We start from the raw sequence: 17981 nt of genomic DNA, 5'->3' as shown, positions 1-17981 counted from the left end.
GGCTGCCGTAACAACAACCGCTACGGATAGCGATTCCATTGACACTGTAACAACTGCCACTACTTCGACCGTTCAAACTAAAGAGTTAACCGAAGCGGACAAAGAAAAGGCGCAATTAGTCGAATCGATGAACGAAAAAGCGGCTGCCCGTGCTGCCGAGGAAGATGCCAAAGGTTTTAAAGATGTAAAAAATCATTGGGCTGCCATACCAATCAACGTGATGCTTGAGGATGGTATCTTATCCGGCAACGGTCAAGGTGAATTCAAACCGGATGACGCTTTAAAAACTGCCGATGCTGCCGCTCTTTACAACAAGCTCATTGCGTATGACAAAGCACAGCAAGCTGCCAAAGCAGCCAAAAGCAGCCAAAACAAAAAGAACACTAAAAACACCACCACTGTTAAAGATGTGACCGGCGAGGAGTTGCTCGCACCGTTCAAAAATCAGGAAACGTTAACGCGTGAAGAGTTTGCTCAAACCGCCGCTGAATATTTAGCTTACAAAGACGAACTTACCGTGGCTTCCATTAAAAGCAAAACGAAAGCTAAAGAGTATAAACCAAATATCGTGGTAGCACCTGACGAAGTGAACTTCCCGGATGAAAAGAAAATCGACAGCGATTATAGATCCTCCGTTACCACTTTGGCCAGCCGCGGCATCATCGCTTCCGGCGGTGACGACAATTACTTCCGTCCAACTGAAGACATCACCCGTGCCGAAGCAGTTGCCATGTTATTCCGCATCGAAAAAGGTATGACCGTAGCCCCGGCAACAAGCACTAAAGCGAGCGATACCACTGCTAAGGCTACCAACAGTGCAACCGGCGACAAAACAGCCGCTACAACTACCAAAAATCCTACTACCGGTAATGTAACCGCTAAAAAGACCAGCGAATTAGAAGCGCAGTCTGATCTAGAAAATAAAGTTTTCAAAAAATTAAACAACCTCTACAAAACACCGGGCAATTTCCAGAACTACGGCGTAATGTATTGGCAAAATGATGTGCTACATGTAGCCTTCAAGAGCGATGACGATCTTGCTCAATTCGAAGACATTTTAGCTAAAAACGACAAAGATAAACCGGCCAACGAAACATTGGCTAATCGTGTTCATTTAGAAACAACCCAATACAGCCAGGCTGAATATGACCGTATTGAAAACAACTTCCGCACGTTCTACGCTCAAAAACAGCCGGCCGGCACTATCTTGGGTGCTTATCCAAGCGTAGCTCACAATCAGCTTATTGTCCGTGTCGATAAAGGTTTCGATTATATGAATGATTCCATCCGTAATGCGTTCGGCAACAAGGTTCACGTTTTCTTGGTTACCGACAATGCCGACTCCACTACTGATACTGCTAAGAATTAATTAAGGAGTCTTCAGCCATGTTTGCAACACCTTTCACGCGCCGAGATTATCTCTACCTGGCCGCCATCGGAATCTGGCTCTTATTCGCCTACGGGCTCTTCGCCTGGAACTTTCCCATAACCGACACGGTAGAATCCAATTATGCCTTAAGTGCCGTCAATATGCTGCAACATCAAAGCTATCTGTCTCCCATGATTTACGATCAGTACTGGTATGACAAACCGATTTTCACCTATTGGCTCTTAATGACATCCTTCAGCCTATTCGGCATATCGGATTTTGCGGCGCGCCTGCCGTTCATCCTTTGTGCCGCCCTGAACGGCATGTTTATGTATTATGGCATGCGCCTCATCGCTAAGCGTCGTGATTTAGCTTTATGGTGTGCCATTATGCTGGGCACTTCGTTAGAATTTTGGTATATCAGTCATGCTATTTTGACGGATGGTTATTTATTCCTATTTACCCAAGGAATTCTCTACTTTGCTTATTTAGGTCTGCGCGGCCGACATGTAACACGCCATATGATGCTGGCCTACGCCTCGGCGGGGCTTGCCGTTTTGACAAAAGGACCGGTCGGCCTCATCCTGCCCGGCCTTATCCTTATAGCCTATGTCGCTCTTTTCCAGCGTGATACACTCACGTGGCAGCGCTTGTTCCACCCATTGGGCCTGCTCGCCTTTGCGTTAGTCGCCTTGCCTTGGTACATCCTGATGTACAGCTACCACGGCATGGCCTTCATCGAAGAGTTCTTGGGCCTCCATAATGTAGTTCGTGCCACAATACCGGAACATCCGGAGCAAAACTGGTGGTTTATGTACTTTGTGCTTTGGCCCGTATCCTTATTGCCATGGACAGGCCTCACTATTTACGAACTCATCTATGGTGAACGCAATTCTTGGTTCAAATATCTCTTAACTTGGGGGCTCGGCGTATTTATTTTTTATAACCTCATGGCCACCAAGTATATTACCTACACATTCTTGTGTATCATTCCGTTTATCATCTTGACCGCGCAAGGCTATATTCGTTTAAAAGGCCATCTTTTGCGAAATATCCCGCCTCGCGAAGTTAAAGTTATCGCCATGGCACCGGACAGCGATTTCTGTTGGCTCCCGCAGCAAACAAAATCGTATAGCAAAAACCTGCTTGTCCTATTACCGGCCTTTCTCTTAGTGGCTATCGCCATCATCGGTGTTTGGCTTGGCAGCCGCACCCAACCGGATGTGGATTCGTCACAACTTAGCATCGCTTTAAGTATCGGGGCCGTGCTCTGTGTCTTGCCCCTTTTATATGCTCTTATCAGACCACATATCTGCCGAAGTATAAAAGCCGTCGCCATAAGTACCAGCATTCTCTATGTATTATTACTCTGTGCTTTACCGCCAATCGTAGATGATGCTTCTACTGAAAAACTGGCTGATACCTTAGCCTTACGGCCAACTACGCAGATGTACTACTATCGCGATTATCGCACATCCCTCGTGTATTACACGGGCCATTCGGTAACGCAAATCATACCGGACCCGGACGCGGAAACCATCTGGGATAAGGGCAAAAATGTAATGCCTGTATTGTCTGAAGCAGATACTGAAAAAGCCATTCAAGGTCAAAGGGATTACTTTATCTTTGTGCCGAAGAAATATAAAGATGATTTCTTAAAAACTTCACTTAGTCAGCATACGACTGAATTCTATCAGGTGGAAAATATTATAGTTTTCAAACCGAAAGCACAATAGTTACAAACGATTTACAAAACCCAATTTTGGAGGAGTACCATGTCTAAATTTTTTACCACAAAGTCCCTCGCCGTACTTTGTACCCTCGTGCTCACCGGCGCAGTGGCTCAGGCCGACACCGTAACGGTAACCGGCCCTGACGACGCCGTAAGTGACGATTATACCCCCGTTCGTGTTGTCAAAGAATCGACAGGCAACGAAACAACCTTTAGCCCTTTGGTGTTAAAATATTACACCACTAACAATACGGCTCAAGCCGTAGGTGAAGCCGCTAAAGCCGCCGTAACTGAAAAAAATGCCGTAACAGAAAAAAACGCCGAAACGACAGTGGCTGATAAAAGCGTCAAAACCATAGACGCGAAAACAGACGCTATTTCGGAAACGGCTAAAAAAGGCGCTGACACAGCTAACACCAAAAAAAGTGCCGAAAAAAACTCTTCAACCGACAACACCTTAGAGAACGGCACCTATAAGCCTTTTACCTTTAGCATCGCCACAAACTCCTCCCGTGTTTTTGAAGACGCTCGCAAATATACTTTTGTAGACATTCCTGCCGATTACTGGGCTGCCAAAGCCATTGCGGTTATGACAAACCAACAATTAATTTCCGGCTACAGCGACAATACCTTCCGTCCGGAAAAACCGATTAGTCGCGAAGAAGTGGCCTCACTTTTTAGCAACTTAATTTCCGGTGAGTCGTCCGTCATGCTGTCCAGCTCCTTCAAAGACATTACCTCCGACCGTTGGTCGGCCAATGCCATTGAACGGGTGGCTCAACTGAATATTATCAGCGGTTATGGTGATAACACCTATCGCCCGGAACAATTCATGTCCCGTCAAGAATTCGCCGTAGTAGCAGATAATTACATTCACTATCTGGGCTACAACACCGATGACCAAGCCGCCATGGAGGCTGTTCATTATACTGACCAGAAGTTCATCGCCCCTTGGGCTCAATCGGCCGTACGGGAACTGGCTGCTTTAGGTTTCCTTCATTACCAACCGCGCTTGTTATTTAGTCCTGAAAAATACATTACCCGTGCCGAGGCAACGGAAATTATGTATCGCGTTACAAACAGTAGTGCTGCCGTGGCCTTACGCGAAAAAATCTTACACCAACAGGTAGAGAATAAAATGCTCAATTTAATTAACCAAACATTCGGTAAAGAGTATGTATTCCGCACCCATGGTGCCATGTATTGGCAGGACAATAAATTGGTAGCTGCCTTAAAAAACGAAAATGATGTCCAAAAATTAGGCGCCGCTCTTGCGTTTTCTAAAGATAGCGATTTGCGTAGCAATACCCTAGTAACAACAGGCGTCATGAACGAAATTGAACTGGGAAAACTACAAACCGAAGCCGCTTACTACTATAATCAGCAGGAACCAACCGGCTCCATATTATCCGCCGCACCAAATAAAAATGCGTCGGGGTTAATTTTGGTGGTTGACCAATTAAACACAGAAAGTAATAAAGCGATGGCAAAAAAATTCGGCTCCAAAGTAACGATAACGGTTGCCGAAGAAGCAAACTAAGTGTACTGCTCGAAAAATGATTGGCTCGACGAGCTAATAAAACGACTATATTTAAGCGAGTGAGCTAAATAAACCCTTTAATAAAAAGAAGGTTTACGCTTTCCAATATCCGCTCTCCTATTTGAGCGAGAATTAATCAATAAAACACATTACTAACATGAAAAAGAAGACCTACTCCCTTCCCCGCTGTTTCACACCAAGGGGACCCCTTTGGAGTAGGTCTTCTTTTTCATTGTTTATATCACAGTGCCTATTATTATATGTTATCTCGCTCAAATATCACCAACGCCATAAATGCCAATAACGTAAACCTTCTTTTTAATTTCATAGAGCCTCTGCACCAGCCTCACTCGCTTAAATAACATAGCTTCAATTAAAGCTATTCGAGCCAATCTTTTTTCACCGCCAAAACACTTAACTCGCCACCTTCGGCAACGGTTATCTACTAAATGGAATCCGAATTTTTTCTGCCCACCCTTTTGGCGGAAGGGCGGAGAGAAATAAAAAGGCCATATCTTATACGGCGACTCCACTTGTTTCGCCTAATGGTGCTTCGGTGAGTGACATGGCTCGGACTTACACTATGGTTTTAAAAGAGACCCTTATCTTATCTACCTATTGTTGCTTGTCACAAAGAGCGATATAAGATGAGGGGATTATCCTAAATCACCGTAATATACGAAGAAGACCTCCTCCTCCTCCTTCTCCTCCACCCTTTTGGCGGAAGGGCGGCGAGAAATAAAAAGGCCGTATCTTATACGGCGACTCCGCTCGTTTCGCCTAATGGTGCTCCGGTGAGTGACATGGCTCTAGTTCACAGGATTGTTCAAAGAGGACTCTTATCTTATAAAAAGACACGGTGTGATGCGATTAAGCGGGTGTAAGATAAGATTGGCACTATTTAATATTTAGCTGCATTAGAAGACGACACATATCTTATGAAGCGACTTTTGCTGCATGCAGCCCAGGAGCAAATAAGATATGTGTCGCCTTCTTGATAAAAAATAGGGACCCTTATCTTACACCCGTAAAACGGTACAGCCATTCCGGCTTATATAAGATAAGAGTCCCTTTATTAATCACTATAACCAGTCACTCACCGAAGCACCTGCCGTAAACAGCTCAGCGCCGGTAAGATACAACCTTTTTATTTTTTACGCGCTACGCCCGTTTTCACAGCCACATCCGCAACGGCTTTAGCTACTGCGAGTGGAACGCGTTCATCGAATGCGTTAGCAACTACATAATCTTCACGAAGGTCTTCGTCAGCTACGAGGTTAGCCAAGGCATCGGCAGCAGCCAATTTCATTTCATCATTGATTTTAGATGCGTGAACGTCGATGGCACCGCGGAACAAACCAGGGAATACGTTTACGTTGTTAATCTGGTTTGGTGCATCACTGCGGCCGGTACCCATAACGCGTACGCCGCAAGCTTTAGCATCGTCATACATGGCTTCCGGATTTGGGTTAGCCATAGCAAATACGATGGAGTCTTTTGCCAAGTTTTTCAAAATTTCAGGTGTGAAAGCACCGGCAGCGGACACGCCGAGCAATACGTCAGCGCCTTTAGCCACTTCAGCCAAAGTACCTGTTTTTTCTTCCTGGCCCAACAACTTGATTAATTCAGCTTGCAAGGAGTCAAGGCGTTTGTAGTTTTTGTTGAGTACTCCGGAACTTACCATCAAGGTAATGTCGCGAGCGCCTGCCAAGTACAACAAACGAGCAATATTAGCACCGGCTGCACCGGCACCGTTTACAACGATTTTAACTTTGGTAAGGTCTTTTTTTACAAGACGAAGAGCTGCTTTAACGCCGGCCAAACAAGCGATAGCTGTACCGTGTTGGTCATCATGGAATACCGGAATTTCAAGTTCTTCTTTTAAGCGGTTTTCAATTTCATAGCATTTAGGCGAGGAAATATCTTCCAAGTTAATGCCGGCAAAGTTTTTCTGCAATAATTTAACAGTGCGGATGATTTCTTCCGTGTCTTCCGTATCAATTACGATTGGCACACAGTCTACATTACCGAAACGTTTGAAAAGCAAGGATTTACCTTCCATTACCGGCATAGCAGCCGCTGCCCCGATATTGCCAAGGCCGAGTACACGAGTCCCGTCAGATACAACCGCCACCATGTTACCGCGGCAAGTTAAATCAAAAGACAACTCTTCATTGTCTTTAATGCGAAGGCAAGGTTCAGCAACCCCCGGCGTATACGCTACGGATAAATCGTGAGCATCCTTCAAAGGATATTTTGTACCGGTTGTCAAAAAACCACCTAATTCTAATTTCTTTTGTACTGCTTCTTCGCGTACGTCCATGTAATTTCCCTCCTATTGTTTTAATGTCGGTAGATTTCTACCATAAAAGATTTCTGCCATTTCCTGTTTCAATAATTGGTTAATGTGCTTGCGTTCTTTTGGCGTCAAATCGTCTTCCGTAATCCCAAAAAGGTAATTATTGATGTCATATTCTTTGAGCATCATTTTCGTATGGAAGATGTTTTCCTGATACACATTCACATCAATCATGTTATACAAGTTCTTGGTTTTTGCATCAATATAGTTCTGAATAGAGTTGATGCGATGATCAATATAAAGTTTTTTGCCTTGTACATCGCGTGTAAAGCCACGTACTCGGTAGTCAAGGCTGATAATGTCCGAATCAAAACTGCCAATCAAGTAATTTAAAGCTTTGAGCGGCGAAATTTGACCGCAAGTGGACACGTCAATATCGGCGCGGAACGTGCTGATACCGCGATACGGATGACTTTCCGGATAGGTGTGAACCGTCAAATGGCTTTTGTCCAAATGACATACCACATCTTCCTTATGAATTTCTTCTTCCGAAATCAAAATCGTCACACTGGCGCCTTGCGGATCATAATCCTGCTTAGCCACGTTAAGTACGTTAGCACCAATAATATGAGACACTTCTGTCAAAATATCCGTTAGCCGTTGTGCATTATACACTTCATCAATGTATTCAATATACTGCCGTTTTTCAGCTTCGGTATTCGTATAGCAAATATCATAAATGTTAAAACTCAATGTCTTTGTTAAGTTGTTAAAACCGTATAATTTCATCTTTTTAATCGGTTTCACGGATGTCTCCATAATATTTTGTACACCTTCCTCATTCAATACTTATTCCTATATTTCATTATATCGAAACTCTTCATCGTATTCAATACTTTCGATATCTTATTTTATAATATTCATGTAAAAATCTAATTGATAATCGGCATTTATGTAAATACTACTTAATAATCGGCGACTCCCACGGCTGTTCTTTTAAATAATAGAAGCGACCCGTGAAAAAACCGTCCTCATAAGTAGCCACCGCAAAGGTACCGCCCGACTTATCCCGCGGCAGTGCGGGACTCCCCGGATTGATAAAAAGCCCATGACCGTCACTATACTGACTGTGATGATGACTGTGCCCCGCAATGCACAAGGTAGCCCCCATACTTTCGCCTAGTGACAACACTTCCTGAATGCGATTATACGGCAAAAACTGATCCCCGTGAGTCATATAAATATATGTGTCCTTAAAAGGAATCAGCTGTTCGCGCGGCTCTAAGGGCCGTTGACGGTCATTATTACCGCGAACCGCCAATACGGGCACACTCGTTTGCTTAGCCATATAGCGTGCATCATCGCCATAATCGCCGGCATGGAGCCATAATTCAATAGGCCAATCAGCGGTAGCTGCCAAAATCTCATCAATTTTGTTCAAATAACCGTGGGTATCACTGATAATACCCACACAACTGACTGCTTGTGCGCTCATAGAGCCTCTCTTTCTTTTTATTGTAAATATATTATTATTTGGTGCTTACTTTAATTGTTTGTTACCTATTTAATTGCTTGTTGCCAACTTTGATTGCTTGTTACTTATTTTATTGGCTTATTACTTACTGTGATTTCAACTTTTCAAGTAACTCTTTTAACGCTAAACCTCGATGGCTGATCGCATTTTTTTCGTCCATGGATAACTGGGCCATCGTTTTTGCAAACTGCGGCAAGTAAAAATACGGGTCGTAACCGAAGCCGCCGTCGCCTACGGCCTCTGTCTGAATTAAGCCTTCACAATAGCCCGTTGCCGTCAGTTCACGACCGTCCGGATAGGCCAACACGAGTTCACATACATAGCGTGCCGTTCTTTTTTCAAAAGGCACGTCTTTAACAGATTCAATGAGTTTATGATTATTCGCCTCATCATCGCATTGAGGGCCCGCATACCGCGCCGAATATACGCCCGGTGCGCCATCAAGCACATCAACAGCGAGACCGCTGTCATCTGCCAAGCAGGGCAAACCGCAAGCCTCCATATAATATTGCGCTTTAATGCGTGCGTTGGTCAAAAAAGTCGTGCCCGTTTCTTCCGGTTCCGGCACCTTCACAACCTCACCGATGCTTACTGCCTCAATACCGACTGTTTCAAGGGCTGCTTTAAATTCACGCAACTTCCCCTTATTGTGGGTTGCCACAACGATTTTCATATATTGCTCCTACCAAAACCTCATAATTTGATACATGGAATACGCTACCTTAGTATTAATATCATATCCACTGTTAACTTAACATTAATAACTTAGACGGCGCTAACTTAACATCAATCGCTTAGGCGCCCGTACCGATATATTTGGCTTCATCACCGAGGGCTTCTTTTTGAGCCGCCATCAAAGTATCGGTAGCGGATTCTGCCAAGTCTAGCAACGTATTAAGCTCAATGCGGCTGAACGTACCATGTTCACCGGTGCCCTGCACCTCGATTAAATTGCCGGAGCCCGTACGAACTACGTTCATATCCACAATAGCTTGGCTATCTTCTTCATAACATAAGTCCGTAACCGGTCCTTCTTGACCGATACCAACGGAAATAGCGGCACAGTAATCGCGAATCGGATACATACCTTCACCGTCATACATCGTATTTACCGCATCAACCATAGCTACAAAAGCGCCGGTAATGGCCGCCGTACGGGTACCGCCGTCAGCCTGCAACACGTCACAATCAAGCGTAATCGTTCGTTCACCGAGAGCTTCCAAGTCCACTACGGCACGCAACGCACGGCCGATAAGGCGCTGAATTTCAACAGTACGACCGGTCTGTTTACCTTTGGCCGCTTCACGGCTGTTACGAGTTTTCGTGGCTCGTGGCAACAACGAGTATTCCGCCGTTACCCAGCCGCGACCTTCACCCTTCATAAAGCGAGGTACTTTTTCTTCAATAGTGGCATTACAAAGCACCTTCGTATTGCCGAATTCAATTAATACCGAACCTTCCGCATAGGCCGTAAAATGGCGTGTAATTTTAATAGGCCGAACAGCCTTTGGATTTCTTCCGTCAATTCTCATATTTGTCACTCCTATTTGGGTTGGTCACCCCTATTTCGTATTCATTTCCTATTATATCATAGGATATAACATACTATTAGTTCCTATTTGAAAACCGCCTATATTACTACAAGCGGTTTGAATGTTAATAATTTATTCGTCTTTTTTGCCGTCCCCGAACAAAATTCTCATATAATCACAACGAGCATAAAGAATACGATCGACAAAAACTTCGCTACCGTAAGAGCGATAAAAACTGATATAATTTCCGCTCACAATAAAGCGATAATCGCTTTCTATATCCGCAATTGAAGATAGCATCGGCCCAGCTTCTGCATAAGTCTGTAAAATTCGGAGGCTATTTGTAATTTGACCTACAATTCCCAATGCAGCTGACTCATTCATTAACTCTTCTATAATATAAGTTTTAATCCCGATAAGGTCTTTTTGAGCTTCTTCAGATAAATGTAAATTATTCATTGACTATCCCAAGATTCTTCTCTACCTCTTCCAAAGTTAACCAGCCCTTCTCTTCACCGGATTTTCGACCTTTTGCCAATTCATTCATCAGGCGGAGTGTTGCCTGCACCTTTTCAAAGTCTTGTATATCAAGAATTGCATATCTGCCGCGCCCATTTTTTGTTAAAAAAACCGGGGCACCAACAGTCACATCGCGTAGTACGTCACTGTAATTTCGTAAATCAGAAATAGGTTTAATATTTGGCATATTGCTCAACTCCTTTCACTCATAGTATATCTCAAATTTGCCGTAAAATTCAACATCAGTTTTTACAGCAATTATTCTATATCGACTGCAAAATTGCTTTTTTTCACAGAGAGATATTTTCGCAAAACGATAAGGCAATATTTTTATCAAAATATTATATCCTATATTTCTTCCTGTACGTCCTTCATAGGATCCACTACCACATAACGGTCCGCGTTACCGGCTTTTTTAGCCGCCAAGGTTGCGTCATAAGCATCTCTGCGACATTCGTCATCGGCCTGCCAAGGAATGAACGTAGCATACACATGTTGGGAACCGAATGGGCCGCCATCGCTACGAGAATCAATGCTCATATACCCCACCTTGTCCGGATAGAGGCGGATTTTTTCATCACGGTATTCGGAAATGCCCGTTTCATCATAATAAATCTGACGGCGATCTTGCCAAAAATCTCCTAAACCCAAGAGCGCATCCACTTGCATTTCGTGGCGGCGATGCCACTGGTCGGCCCATTTTCTGATAATATCATCAATACGGCGCGTCACATCGGGACGTTGGCGATTTGTATCTTCGTCAAAAGCCGGTTCCACTACCTGACTGTAATCAAGGCCTGCCATGGAAAGGACAATACCCGTATTTACATACGGTAACGCTTCTTGCACCGAATAACCGCCTTCGAGGACGGCAATATCGGCTTTTAAAATATCCGTAAGTCGCGCATAGCCTTTAGCGGTGACCATCATGTTCGCCAGGGGATCACTGAAATGATTGTCCTGACCGGCTGAGTTAATAACAATATCCGGTTTAAAATCATTGAGCATCGGCATTACCAAGTTCTGTAACACTTTAAGCATCCCTTCATCGCCCGTGCCCGGCGGGAGCGGAATATTTACGGTTGCACCGACCGCTTGAGGCCCACCATATTCATACATAAACCCGGTACCCGGATATAAGGTGCGCCCGTCTTGATGGAAGGAGATAAATAAAGTATCCGGATCGTGGTAAAAAATATCCTGTGTCCCATCACCATGATGAACATCTGTATCCACGATGGCAATGCGGCGCACGCCGTAATGGCGGCGCAAATAAGCAATCATAATGGCTTCCACATTGACCGTACAGAAACCGCGAATGCCGTGCACCATTTTCATAGCGTGGTGTCCCGGTGGGCGCACCAGCGAAAAAGCCCGTGTCACTTCACCGCGCATAACTGCTTCCGCCGCGGCAATGGCGCCGCCAACCGATACACGATGTGCTTCAGTCACCCATTTTTTCAAAGAAGGGGCTCCCACATGGACCCGTTCTATATCCTGCCACGAAGCTAGTAACGGATTATATTCACGAATAGCCGGATGTTCCAAAAGGCCTTCTTCCAACAGTTGATCTCGCGTATATAGCAAGCGTTCTTGCCGTTCCGGATGGGTCGGCGAAATTTTCCAGTCAAAGGCCGGGAAAAATACGAGGCCCAAAGTATTCTTATTGTACATATTCACTCACCCCCGGTTCCAATTGAGCTTTCACGGTAATTAAACGATGCATAGACTGCCAACCTTCAATAATCGGCACGTCTTCTACCGAAATAATATGTCCTGACGGCGCATTCGTAAGACCTAAGTCGCCTGCCGCCTTTTGCAAATAGTCTAACGCTAACGACTCGGCTTGCGCCGCGGTCTGTACCGATCTTTGTTTTTCGTGAATGCCCAGTTCCGGTACTACCAAAATACCTTTAGCCGTATCTACATGTACCGTAAGCATCAAAGTTTCACGGGCCACCGCGGCACCAACCGCATTGGCTACCGGTGCATTCTGCGGAATCTGAACCGGCAAGGCTAAGCGTTCACTTACAAATGGGGCCAGCGTTACAGCTGTACCGCCTACGGCCACCAGTTTTTCCGGTTTAAAAATCTTCGGTTCTACAATATCGCGCACCACATAAATAGGCAGTTTATTTTCCCGTTGCACCGAAGCCGCTATGCCGTCGGTAATTACCGTAACAGCTGCCGCTACAATGTCTTTGGCAAACGCTATAACAGCATCTTTAGCTATACCTTCAGCAGCATTGCCCGCAGCTATACCTGCATCAGCATCGTCCGCAGCTATGGCCGTATTATCTGTATCGGCAACATCTTTATCGGTCCCCGCAACATAACCATGAGGCGCTTTTTGCAACAAATTAGCCAGTCCCTGCCAAGCCATATGCGTATCGCCATAATTAGCTTTACCCAACACAATGAGGGCGTCCCCAAGCGTTGGCACGGTGCCGCCCAATACGAGGGATGGGCCCAATCTGTCGGGACCTACGGTCAATTTACCGTTTTCATCAAAAGCAACGGCCGATTCGCCGCCGATGCCTACGGAACTTACCGCAAAGGAGCGTACGGCGCTTGGATAATTACGTATCATCGCACCGCCGCGAGCCATCATAGGCACACCGTTTTCCCACAGCGAAATATCTGTAGTGGTCCCACCCATATCGAGGGCGACCGTCATATCTTTAGGCATAGAGCGAAGGGCCGCCATCCCCAAAACACTGGCAGCCGGTCCCGTAAAGGCCGTTTCAACAGGGCTTGCCTTCATTCGTTCTAACGGCAACGAACCACCATCGGCTTTTAATATGTATATAGGCGCCGTCAAACCATAGCGAGCCAAAGCTGCTTTAACGGCTTCACTGAAGTCTTCAAAGGTTCCCTGCACGGCACTGTTAAAATAAGCACTTACGGTACGACGCGGGAAGTTTAAGGAACCGCTTAATTCGGCACCGGCCGATACCGTTTCATAGCCGGCTGCCAATAATTCTTCTTTTAAGGCTTGTTCCAATTTTGGATTACGCACGCTGAATTTGGCCGATACAGCGGCTCGTGTATTTTGTTTTTCGCCGGGAATTTGGTCCAGCTCACGCTGTCTCAAAGGGGCTGCCAATGAACCGCGATGATCCGTATAACCGTTAAGTACAATTGGTGTTACCGGCAACAAGGGCCGAATATCCATGCCCGGCCCCGGAATCACATATAAATCAACCGGATCAACTTGATTCATGACGAGTGCATTCGTTACAATCGTCGTGGACAAAGTCACCCGTGTCACTTTTGTAGGCTCAATAGCAGTCGCTACACCGGCCAAAGCGGCTTCAATACCTTCCATTAAATTCGGCTTGGTGGTGCGGCATTTATGACTTTTTAAAATCCGTCCCTTATCTACGACTACGGCATCCGTAAAGGTACCGCCTACGTCAAGACCTACTAACATAGGAACAACTCCTTTCCCTAAGCTCCGCTATTTAATAGCAATAATACGTTAACTATATCATTGATACATCAAATATATATCTAAAAAATCAAAGAATAGTTTAGCAAAAAACTCTCTATATATAGTGTAACAAGGTTTTTAACAAACAAAAAGAGGCCCTAAGGCCTCCTTTTTATTTTCGCTCCGAAATGGAGGCGAAGTTTTTAATAATAACGATTGGCGTCATCTGATCATCATTGCCAAACGGATTGTCAATCAAAATGCGCGCAATGCGTTTAGGGTCCATACCGCGGCTGTGACCGAGAACGGCAGCGCGCTTCAAATCATTAACGTCGGCTACTACGGCACCGTAACTGCCGGTGCGTTGTACAATGCGTTCCGCCACTTTATCCGCGTCTTTCGGACCATACACAATGTGTTTATCGAACGGCGGCATTGTCCCCGTAACGTCATCCGTAAGTGCAGCCGCACGGGAAATTTGGTAAAAAACGCCGTCTTTGCGGAATATTTTAGCGATGGCCCCCAAAATAAAGGCGCCAAATACCTTCCATTTACCATCAAGTTCCATTGCGGACTGCATGCCGTACACGGAGCTCATAGAGCCTTCAGCCGGTACAAAACGGCACAACAAACGAGCCTGCCAAGTAGGACGAAGCTCTTCCGGACGGGTGATGCGGCCCTGCGTAATCGCTACTACAGATTCCGCCACACATACAATATCTTCCGGCCCGATATCTTTGCCGGCATAATGCATAATTGCTTCTACAATATCATCTCGATGGGTCAGTATACGAGTATGAACCGGTACTAATTCTAAATTTGCCATGGTTACCTACCTCCTACTGCCGCATAGCATGCTGTAATTCTTCAGCTGTCAAAATTAAACGATTTTTAGAAATGTGCCAATCACTGCGACCGACAACCTGGTATACAATATCAATATTCATATCAGGAAAACCTACCAAATCTTTGCGAATATTGCCCGTTTTTGCATTCAAAATAAGACGCAAGCGAACGGTGCCGCCTTTGCGCGGTTCGATGATAACAGATTTCCAATACCCATCATGACGTTCTTCCGCCGCATCGGTCGTCCACGACGTAATGGATACCTGATCAAACTGTTCCTGCGGCAACAAATGACGTGGATATAAATCCATAATAGTACCGTTTTGACGGCCTTTATTTACGAATGGAATATCCGATACCAAGGTTACCTGATTAAAACTGATGTCTTCTACTTCAAATTGAGTACGACGTTTAGGTAACATGACAATTTCTTCATTCCCCTGTTTCCAGACAAAAATGCGAAACGCCACAAATAGAACGGCAACGATGAAAACAATCGTTACGATTATGTTAACTAATGTGTAAAAATACATATCCATATACTGCTCCCTTATAGTTTTATAGTGTAATAATCCGAACGTTGAAATCTTCCGGCGGAATCAATATTGAAGTCATGCGCTCAGCCAGTTCTTTGTCTTTGGTAAAACAAATATCCAGCTTGCCTTTAGCAGACTGCGAATTCAAGAGTTGCTGCGCTTCCAATATATCTTTCACTTCCTCAGCTGTTTCATAGGCCGGGTCGATAAATGTCTTGTTGCCACCCGACATGTGCTGCATCAAATCCATCAAAAACGGAAAATGTGTACATCCCAAAACGACTGTATCGGAACCGCTCTTTATAATCGGATCCAAGTACTGTTGCAATGATGAATGAACAATATGGTCATCCAAGTGGCCCTGCTCAATCAGGTGGGCCAAATCAGGGCAAGCCTGTTCCCATACGGCAACCGCAGGCTGTAACTCATGCGCTTCTTCAATATGTTTGTGACTATCAATAGTAGCCTTGGTAGCCATGACGGCAATCTTCTGAGTCTGACTCGTATCAATAGCGGTCCGCACACCTTTAGCCATACCTACCACCGGAAAGTCAAAGGTAGCTTGTAATTCATCCAAGGCCACCACGGAAAAGGTGTTGCACGCAACCACCGCCATCTTCACAGGCACCTTGGCTAAAAAATGACCGATATTCATAGCAATCTGACTGATTTCTTCCTTAGGTCGATTGCCAACCGGATTATTCATATTGTCGCCAACAAAAATAAAGTCTTCATGGGGAAACATTCGTCGCAATACGGCTAATACTGTTAATCCCCCGACCCCGGAGTCAAATACTCCGATAGGTCTTTTAGAGGCCTCGGTTGCGGCTGCTTTACTCATGACTCTTTCTCTCCTTTATGGTGCGGATAATTGGCTCATAATAGGTATCGCTTAAACGAATTACCTTCCCCGTCGCCTTATCGGTGAACACATTCTGCGTCTCACCGGTTGCAATCAATGCACCATCCGCTTCACGCACTATACGATACGTAAAAACACATTGAGCTCGTGTTACTTTGGTCGGCGTCACTTCAACGGTTAACACATCATCGAAGCGAGCCGGCTCCTTATATTCACAAGCCACTTTTGTAATCGGGAACACAATCCCGTTATCCATCATATCCCACAGGGAAATGCCACAGGTTCTGAAAAATTCCACCCGGCCTAACTCAAACCATCGCAAGTGATTGGTATGGTGAGCTACTTCCATCATATCAGTTTCATAAAATCGTACCTGCAATGATGTGGTAAACATATACTTATTTCACCTCTCATTACTATAAAATAATTCACCCTTCATTGTACGCCACCAATAGGTGGCTGTCAAACTATTGTAAGTGCCATGACCCAATGCCATGCACTCAGCTTGGTTAATCAAAGCAACCTATTGCAAACCACCGTGACCTAACGCAATGCACTCAACTTGGTCAATCACGGCAGCCTATTGCAGACCGCCGTGACCTAACGCAATGCAGTCGGCTTTCGTAATCGGATCATCCGATGCCAAACGTGGTAAAAAGACATCAAAGGCTGTCGGTTTACTGAATAAAACACCGCCCGGCAGGCCTACAAGCGGTGTGCCGTCACTCATGTAGGCTATGCATACCATGGAGCCCGGTAAAACCGGCAAGCCATATGTCACCACATGAGCCGCGCTCTTGGCAATTGCGCCCGGCGTCAAATCATCGGGATCCACACTCATGCCACCGGTACAGAAAATAATATCCGCCCCTGCGTCTTTTACCGCTTTAATAGCGGCCATAATTTTATCCGTATCATCAATAACAATCTCATGCGCTACGATTTTCATACGAAACGGTTCCGTTCGTTCTTCAATAATCGGGCGGAACGCATCTTGAATGCGACCTCTGGCCACTTCCGAGCCGGTCGTTACAAGACCGATGCGTTTTCTCACAAAAGGTTTTACCGTAAGGAGCGGTTGACCTTGCCAAATAGCCTTAGCCTGTTCAAGTTGCACTTTAGGGAGCCACAAAGGGATGCAACGCATACCGGCTAATTTATCACCACGCTTAACCGCCGTATTAGTGAATTTGGTAACGATTGTAAGGTCACCGATACTGTTAACCGCCTGCAATCGAGCCACATCAATTTTGAGCATCCCATCCCAGGCTGCAAACGCTTCAATTTTACCTTCACGGACATCAGATGCATAAATACTGTCATTAGCTAACAAGGCATATAATCCCACCGCTACATCTTCTTCGTGCAATGTATCGGCCAATATCGCTTCATCGCCCGGTTCCTGCACAAAAACGTGCTCCTTGCCTAATTCTAAAAAAGCCGGAATATCTTCTTCACGAATGATGTGACCTCGACGAAACGGCGTATCTTTAACTTCGCCAATGACTATACGCGCTATATCATGACATAAAACTTGGCCGACAGCTTCCTCAACGGCTACTTTTTTCATGAAAACCTCCTCTACAAATCATATGTTACAACAAAACCCAAGCTACTTGAATCTCATCAAAACATCATCTATACGAAACTATATATTTTTAATTAAAAACAGACTCCCGTTGTCCTCCACTAAAATACTTTTATTCGTTTAACTAAGTATTTAATCTTAAATCCTTTTTAAACGCACAAAAGCCTCGGCATATGCCGAGGCTTTTGTGC

Annotated in this window: 17 protein-coding genes; 3 read left to right on the top strand and 14 right to left on the bottom strand. The window is 45.1% G+C overall.

What is annotated here, in order from left to right:
- The 3 genes from QZL64_RS10645 to QZL64_RS10635 form a co-directional block, all read left to right on the top strand.
- Positions 1–1369 (top strand): S-layer homology domain-containing protein (locus tag QZL64_RS10645; RefSeq protein ID WP_296309557.1); only part of this gene is annotated, 1369 nt, incomplete at its 5' end.
- Between the two features lie 17 nt (positions 1370–1386).
- Complete coding sequence (locus QZL64_RS10640; RefSeq protein ID WP_021841968.1) at positions 1387–3105, top strand: ArnT family glycosyltransferase; 1719 nt, start codon at positions 1387–1389, stop codon at positions 3103–3105.
- Positions 3106–3144: 39 nt separating this feature from the next.
- Positions 3145–4641, top strand: a complete 1497-nt coding sequence (locus QZL64_RS10635; RefSeq protein WP_021841967.1) for an S-layer homology domain-containing protein — start codon at positions 3145–3147, stop codon at positions 4639–4641.
- A gap of 1147 nt (positions 4642–5788) precedes the next feature.
- Here the strand turns inward: QZL64_RS10635 and QZL64_RS10630 are convergent.
- The 14 genes from QZL64_RS10630 to QZL64_RS10565 form a co-directional block, all read right to left on the bottom strand.
- Positions 5789–6964 carry an NAD(P)-dependent malic enzyme gene (locus QZL64_RS10630; RefSeq protein ID WP_021841966.1) on the bottom strand — a complete coding sequence of 392 codons (1176 nt, stop codon included), beginning with the start codon at positions 6962–6964 and terminating at the stop codon, positions 5789–5791.
- A gap of 12 nt (positions 6965–6976) precedes the next feature.
- On the bottom strand, positions 6977–7759 hold the full coding sequence (speD, locus tag QZL64_RS10625) for an adenosylmethionine decarboxylase (RefSeq protein ID WP_127058963.1): 783 nt from the start codon (positions 7757–7759) through the stop codon (positions 6977–6979).
- A 142-nt stretch (positions 7760–7901) separates the two neighbouring features.
- Positions 7902–8435, bottom strand: a complete 534-nt coding sequence (locus QZL64_RS10620; protein ID WP_021841964.1) for a metallophosphoesterase family protein — start codon at positions 8433–8435, stop codon at positions 7902–7904.
- Between the two features lie 124 nt (positions 8436–8559).
- Positions 8560–9147, bottom strand: coding sequence for an XTP/dITP diphosphatase (locus tag QZL64_RS10615; RefSeq protein WP_021841963.1), 588 nt, complete (start codon positions 9145–9147; stop codon positions 8560–8562).
- Positions 9148–9268: 121 nt separating this feature from the next.
- On the bottom strand, positions 9269–10006 hold the full coding sequence (gene rph / locus QZL64_RS10610; RefSeq protein WP_021841962.1) for a ribonuclease PH: 738 nt from the start codon (positions 10004–10006) through the stop codon (positions 9269–9271).
- Positions 10007–10138: 132 nt separating this feature from the next.
- A complete protein-coding gene (locus QZL64_RS10605; RefSeq protein WP_021841961.1) occupies positions 10139–10465 on the bottom strand; it encodes a type II toxin-antitoxin system RelE/ParE family toxin in 327 nt (108 codons plus the stop codon).
- Positions 10458–10712: a type II toxin-antitoxin system prevent-host-death family antitoxin gene (locus QZL64_RS10600; RefSeq protein ID WP_021841960.1), complete on the bottom strand. Its 255-nt coding sequence runs from the start codon at positions 10710–10712 to the stop codon at positions 10458–10460. The genes QZL64_RS10605 and QZL64_RS10600 overlap by 8 nt, the downstream gene beginning before the upstream one ends.
- A 161-nt stretch (positions 10713–10873) precedes the next feature.
- The gene (locus tag QZL64_RS10595; protein ID WP_021841959.1) at positions 10874–12199 is read right to left on the bottom strand and encodes a histone deacetylase family protein; all 1326 of its coding nucleotides are present in this window, start codon (positions 12197–12199) and stop codon (positions 10874–10876) included.
- On the bottom strand, positions 12189–13958 hold the full coding sequence (locus QZL64_RS10590) for a hydantoinase/oxoprolinase family protein (protein ID WP_021841958.1): 1770 nt from the start codon (positions 13956–13958) through the stop codon (positions 12189–12191). The genes QZL64_RS10595 and QZL64_RS10590 overlap by 11 nt, the downstream gene beginning before the upstream one ends.
- 172 nt (positions 13959–14130) lie before the next feature.
- Complete coding sequence (locus tag QZL64_RS10585; protein ID WP_021841957.1) at positions 14131–14784, bottom strand: coenzyme F420-0:L-glutamate ligase; 654 nt, start codon at positions 14782–14784, stop codon at positions 14131–14133.
- A 13-nt stretch (positions 14785–14797) separates the two neighbouring features.
- Positions 14798–15337, bottom strand: coding sequence for a hypothetical protein (locus QZL64_RS10580; RefSeq protein WP_295252814.1), 540 nt, complete (start codon positions 15335–15337; stop codon positions 14798–14800).
- A 25-nt stretch (positions 15338–15362) separates the two neighbouring features.
- Complete coding sequence (gene murI, locus QZL64_RS10575) at positions 15363–16181, bottom strand: glutamate racemase (RefSeq protein ID WP_021841955.1); 819 nt, start codon at positions 16179–16181, stop codon at positions 15363–15365.
- Positions 16174–16596 carry an acyl-CoA thioesterase gene (locus QZL64_RS10570; protein WP_021841954.1) on the bottom strand — a complete coding sequence of 141 codons (423 nt, stop codon included), beginning with the start codon at positions 16594–16596 and terminating at the stop codon, positions 16174–16176. Before QZL64_RS10570 ends, murI begins: the two co-directional genes overlap by 8 nt.
- Positions 16597–16782: 186 nt before the next feature.
- Positions 16783–17772, bottom strand: a complete 990-nt coding sequence (locus QZL64_RS10565) for a molybdopterin-binding protein (protein ID WP_021841953.1) — start codon at positions 17770–17772, stop codon at positions 16783–16785.
- Positions 17773–17981: the final 209 nt, after the last annotated feature.

This window comes from Veillonella sp. CAG:933 (assembly GCF_000431435.1).
In the GTDB taxonomy this organism is placed as follows: Bacteria; Bacillota; Negativicutes; order Veillonellales; family Veillonellaceae; genus Veillonella_A.
The sequence above is the reverse complement of the archived record's forward strand: the minus strand, read 5'-3'. Positions and strand labels throughout refer to the sequence as shown.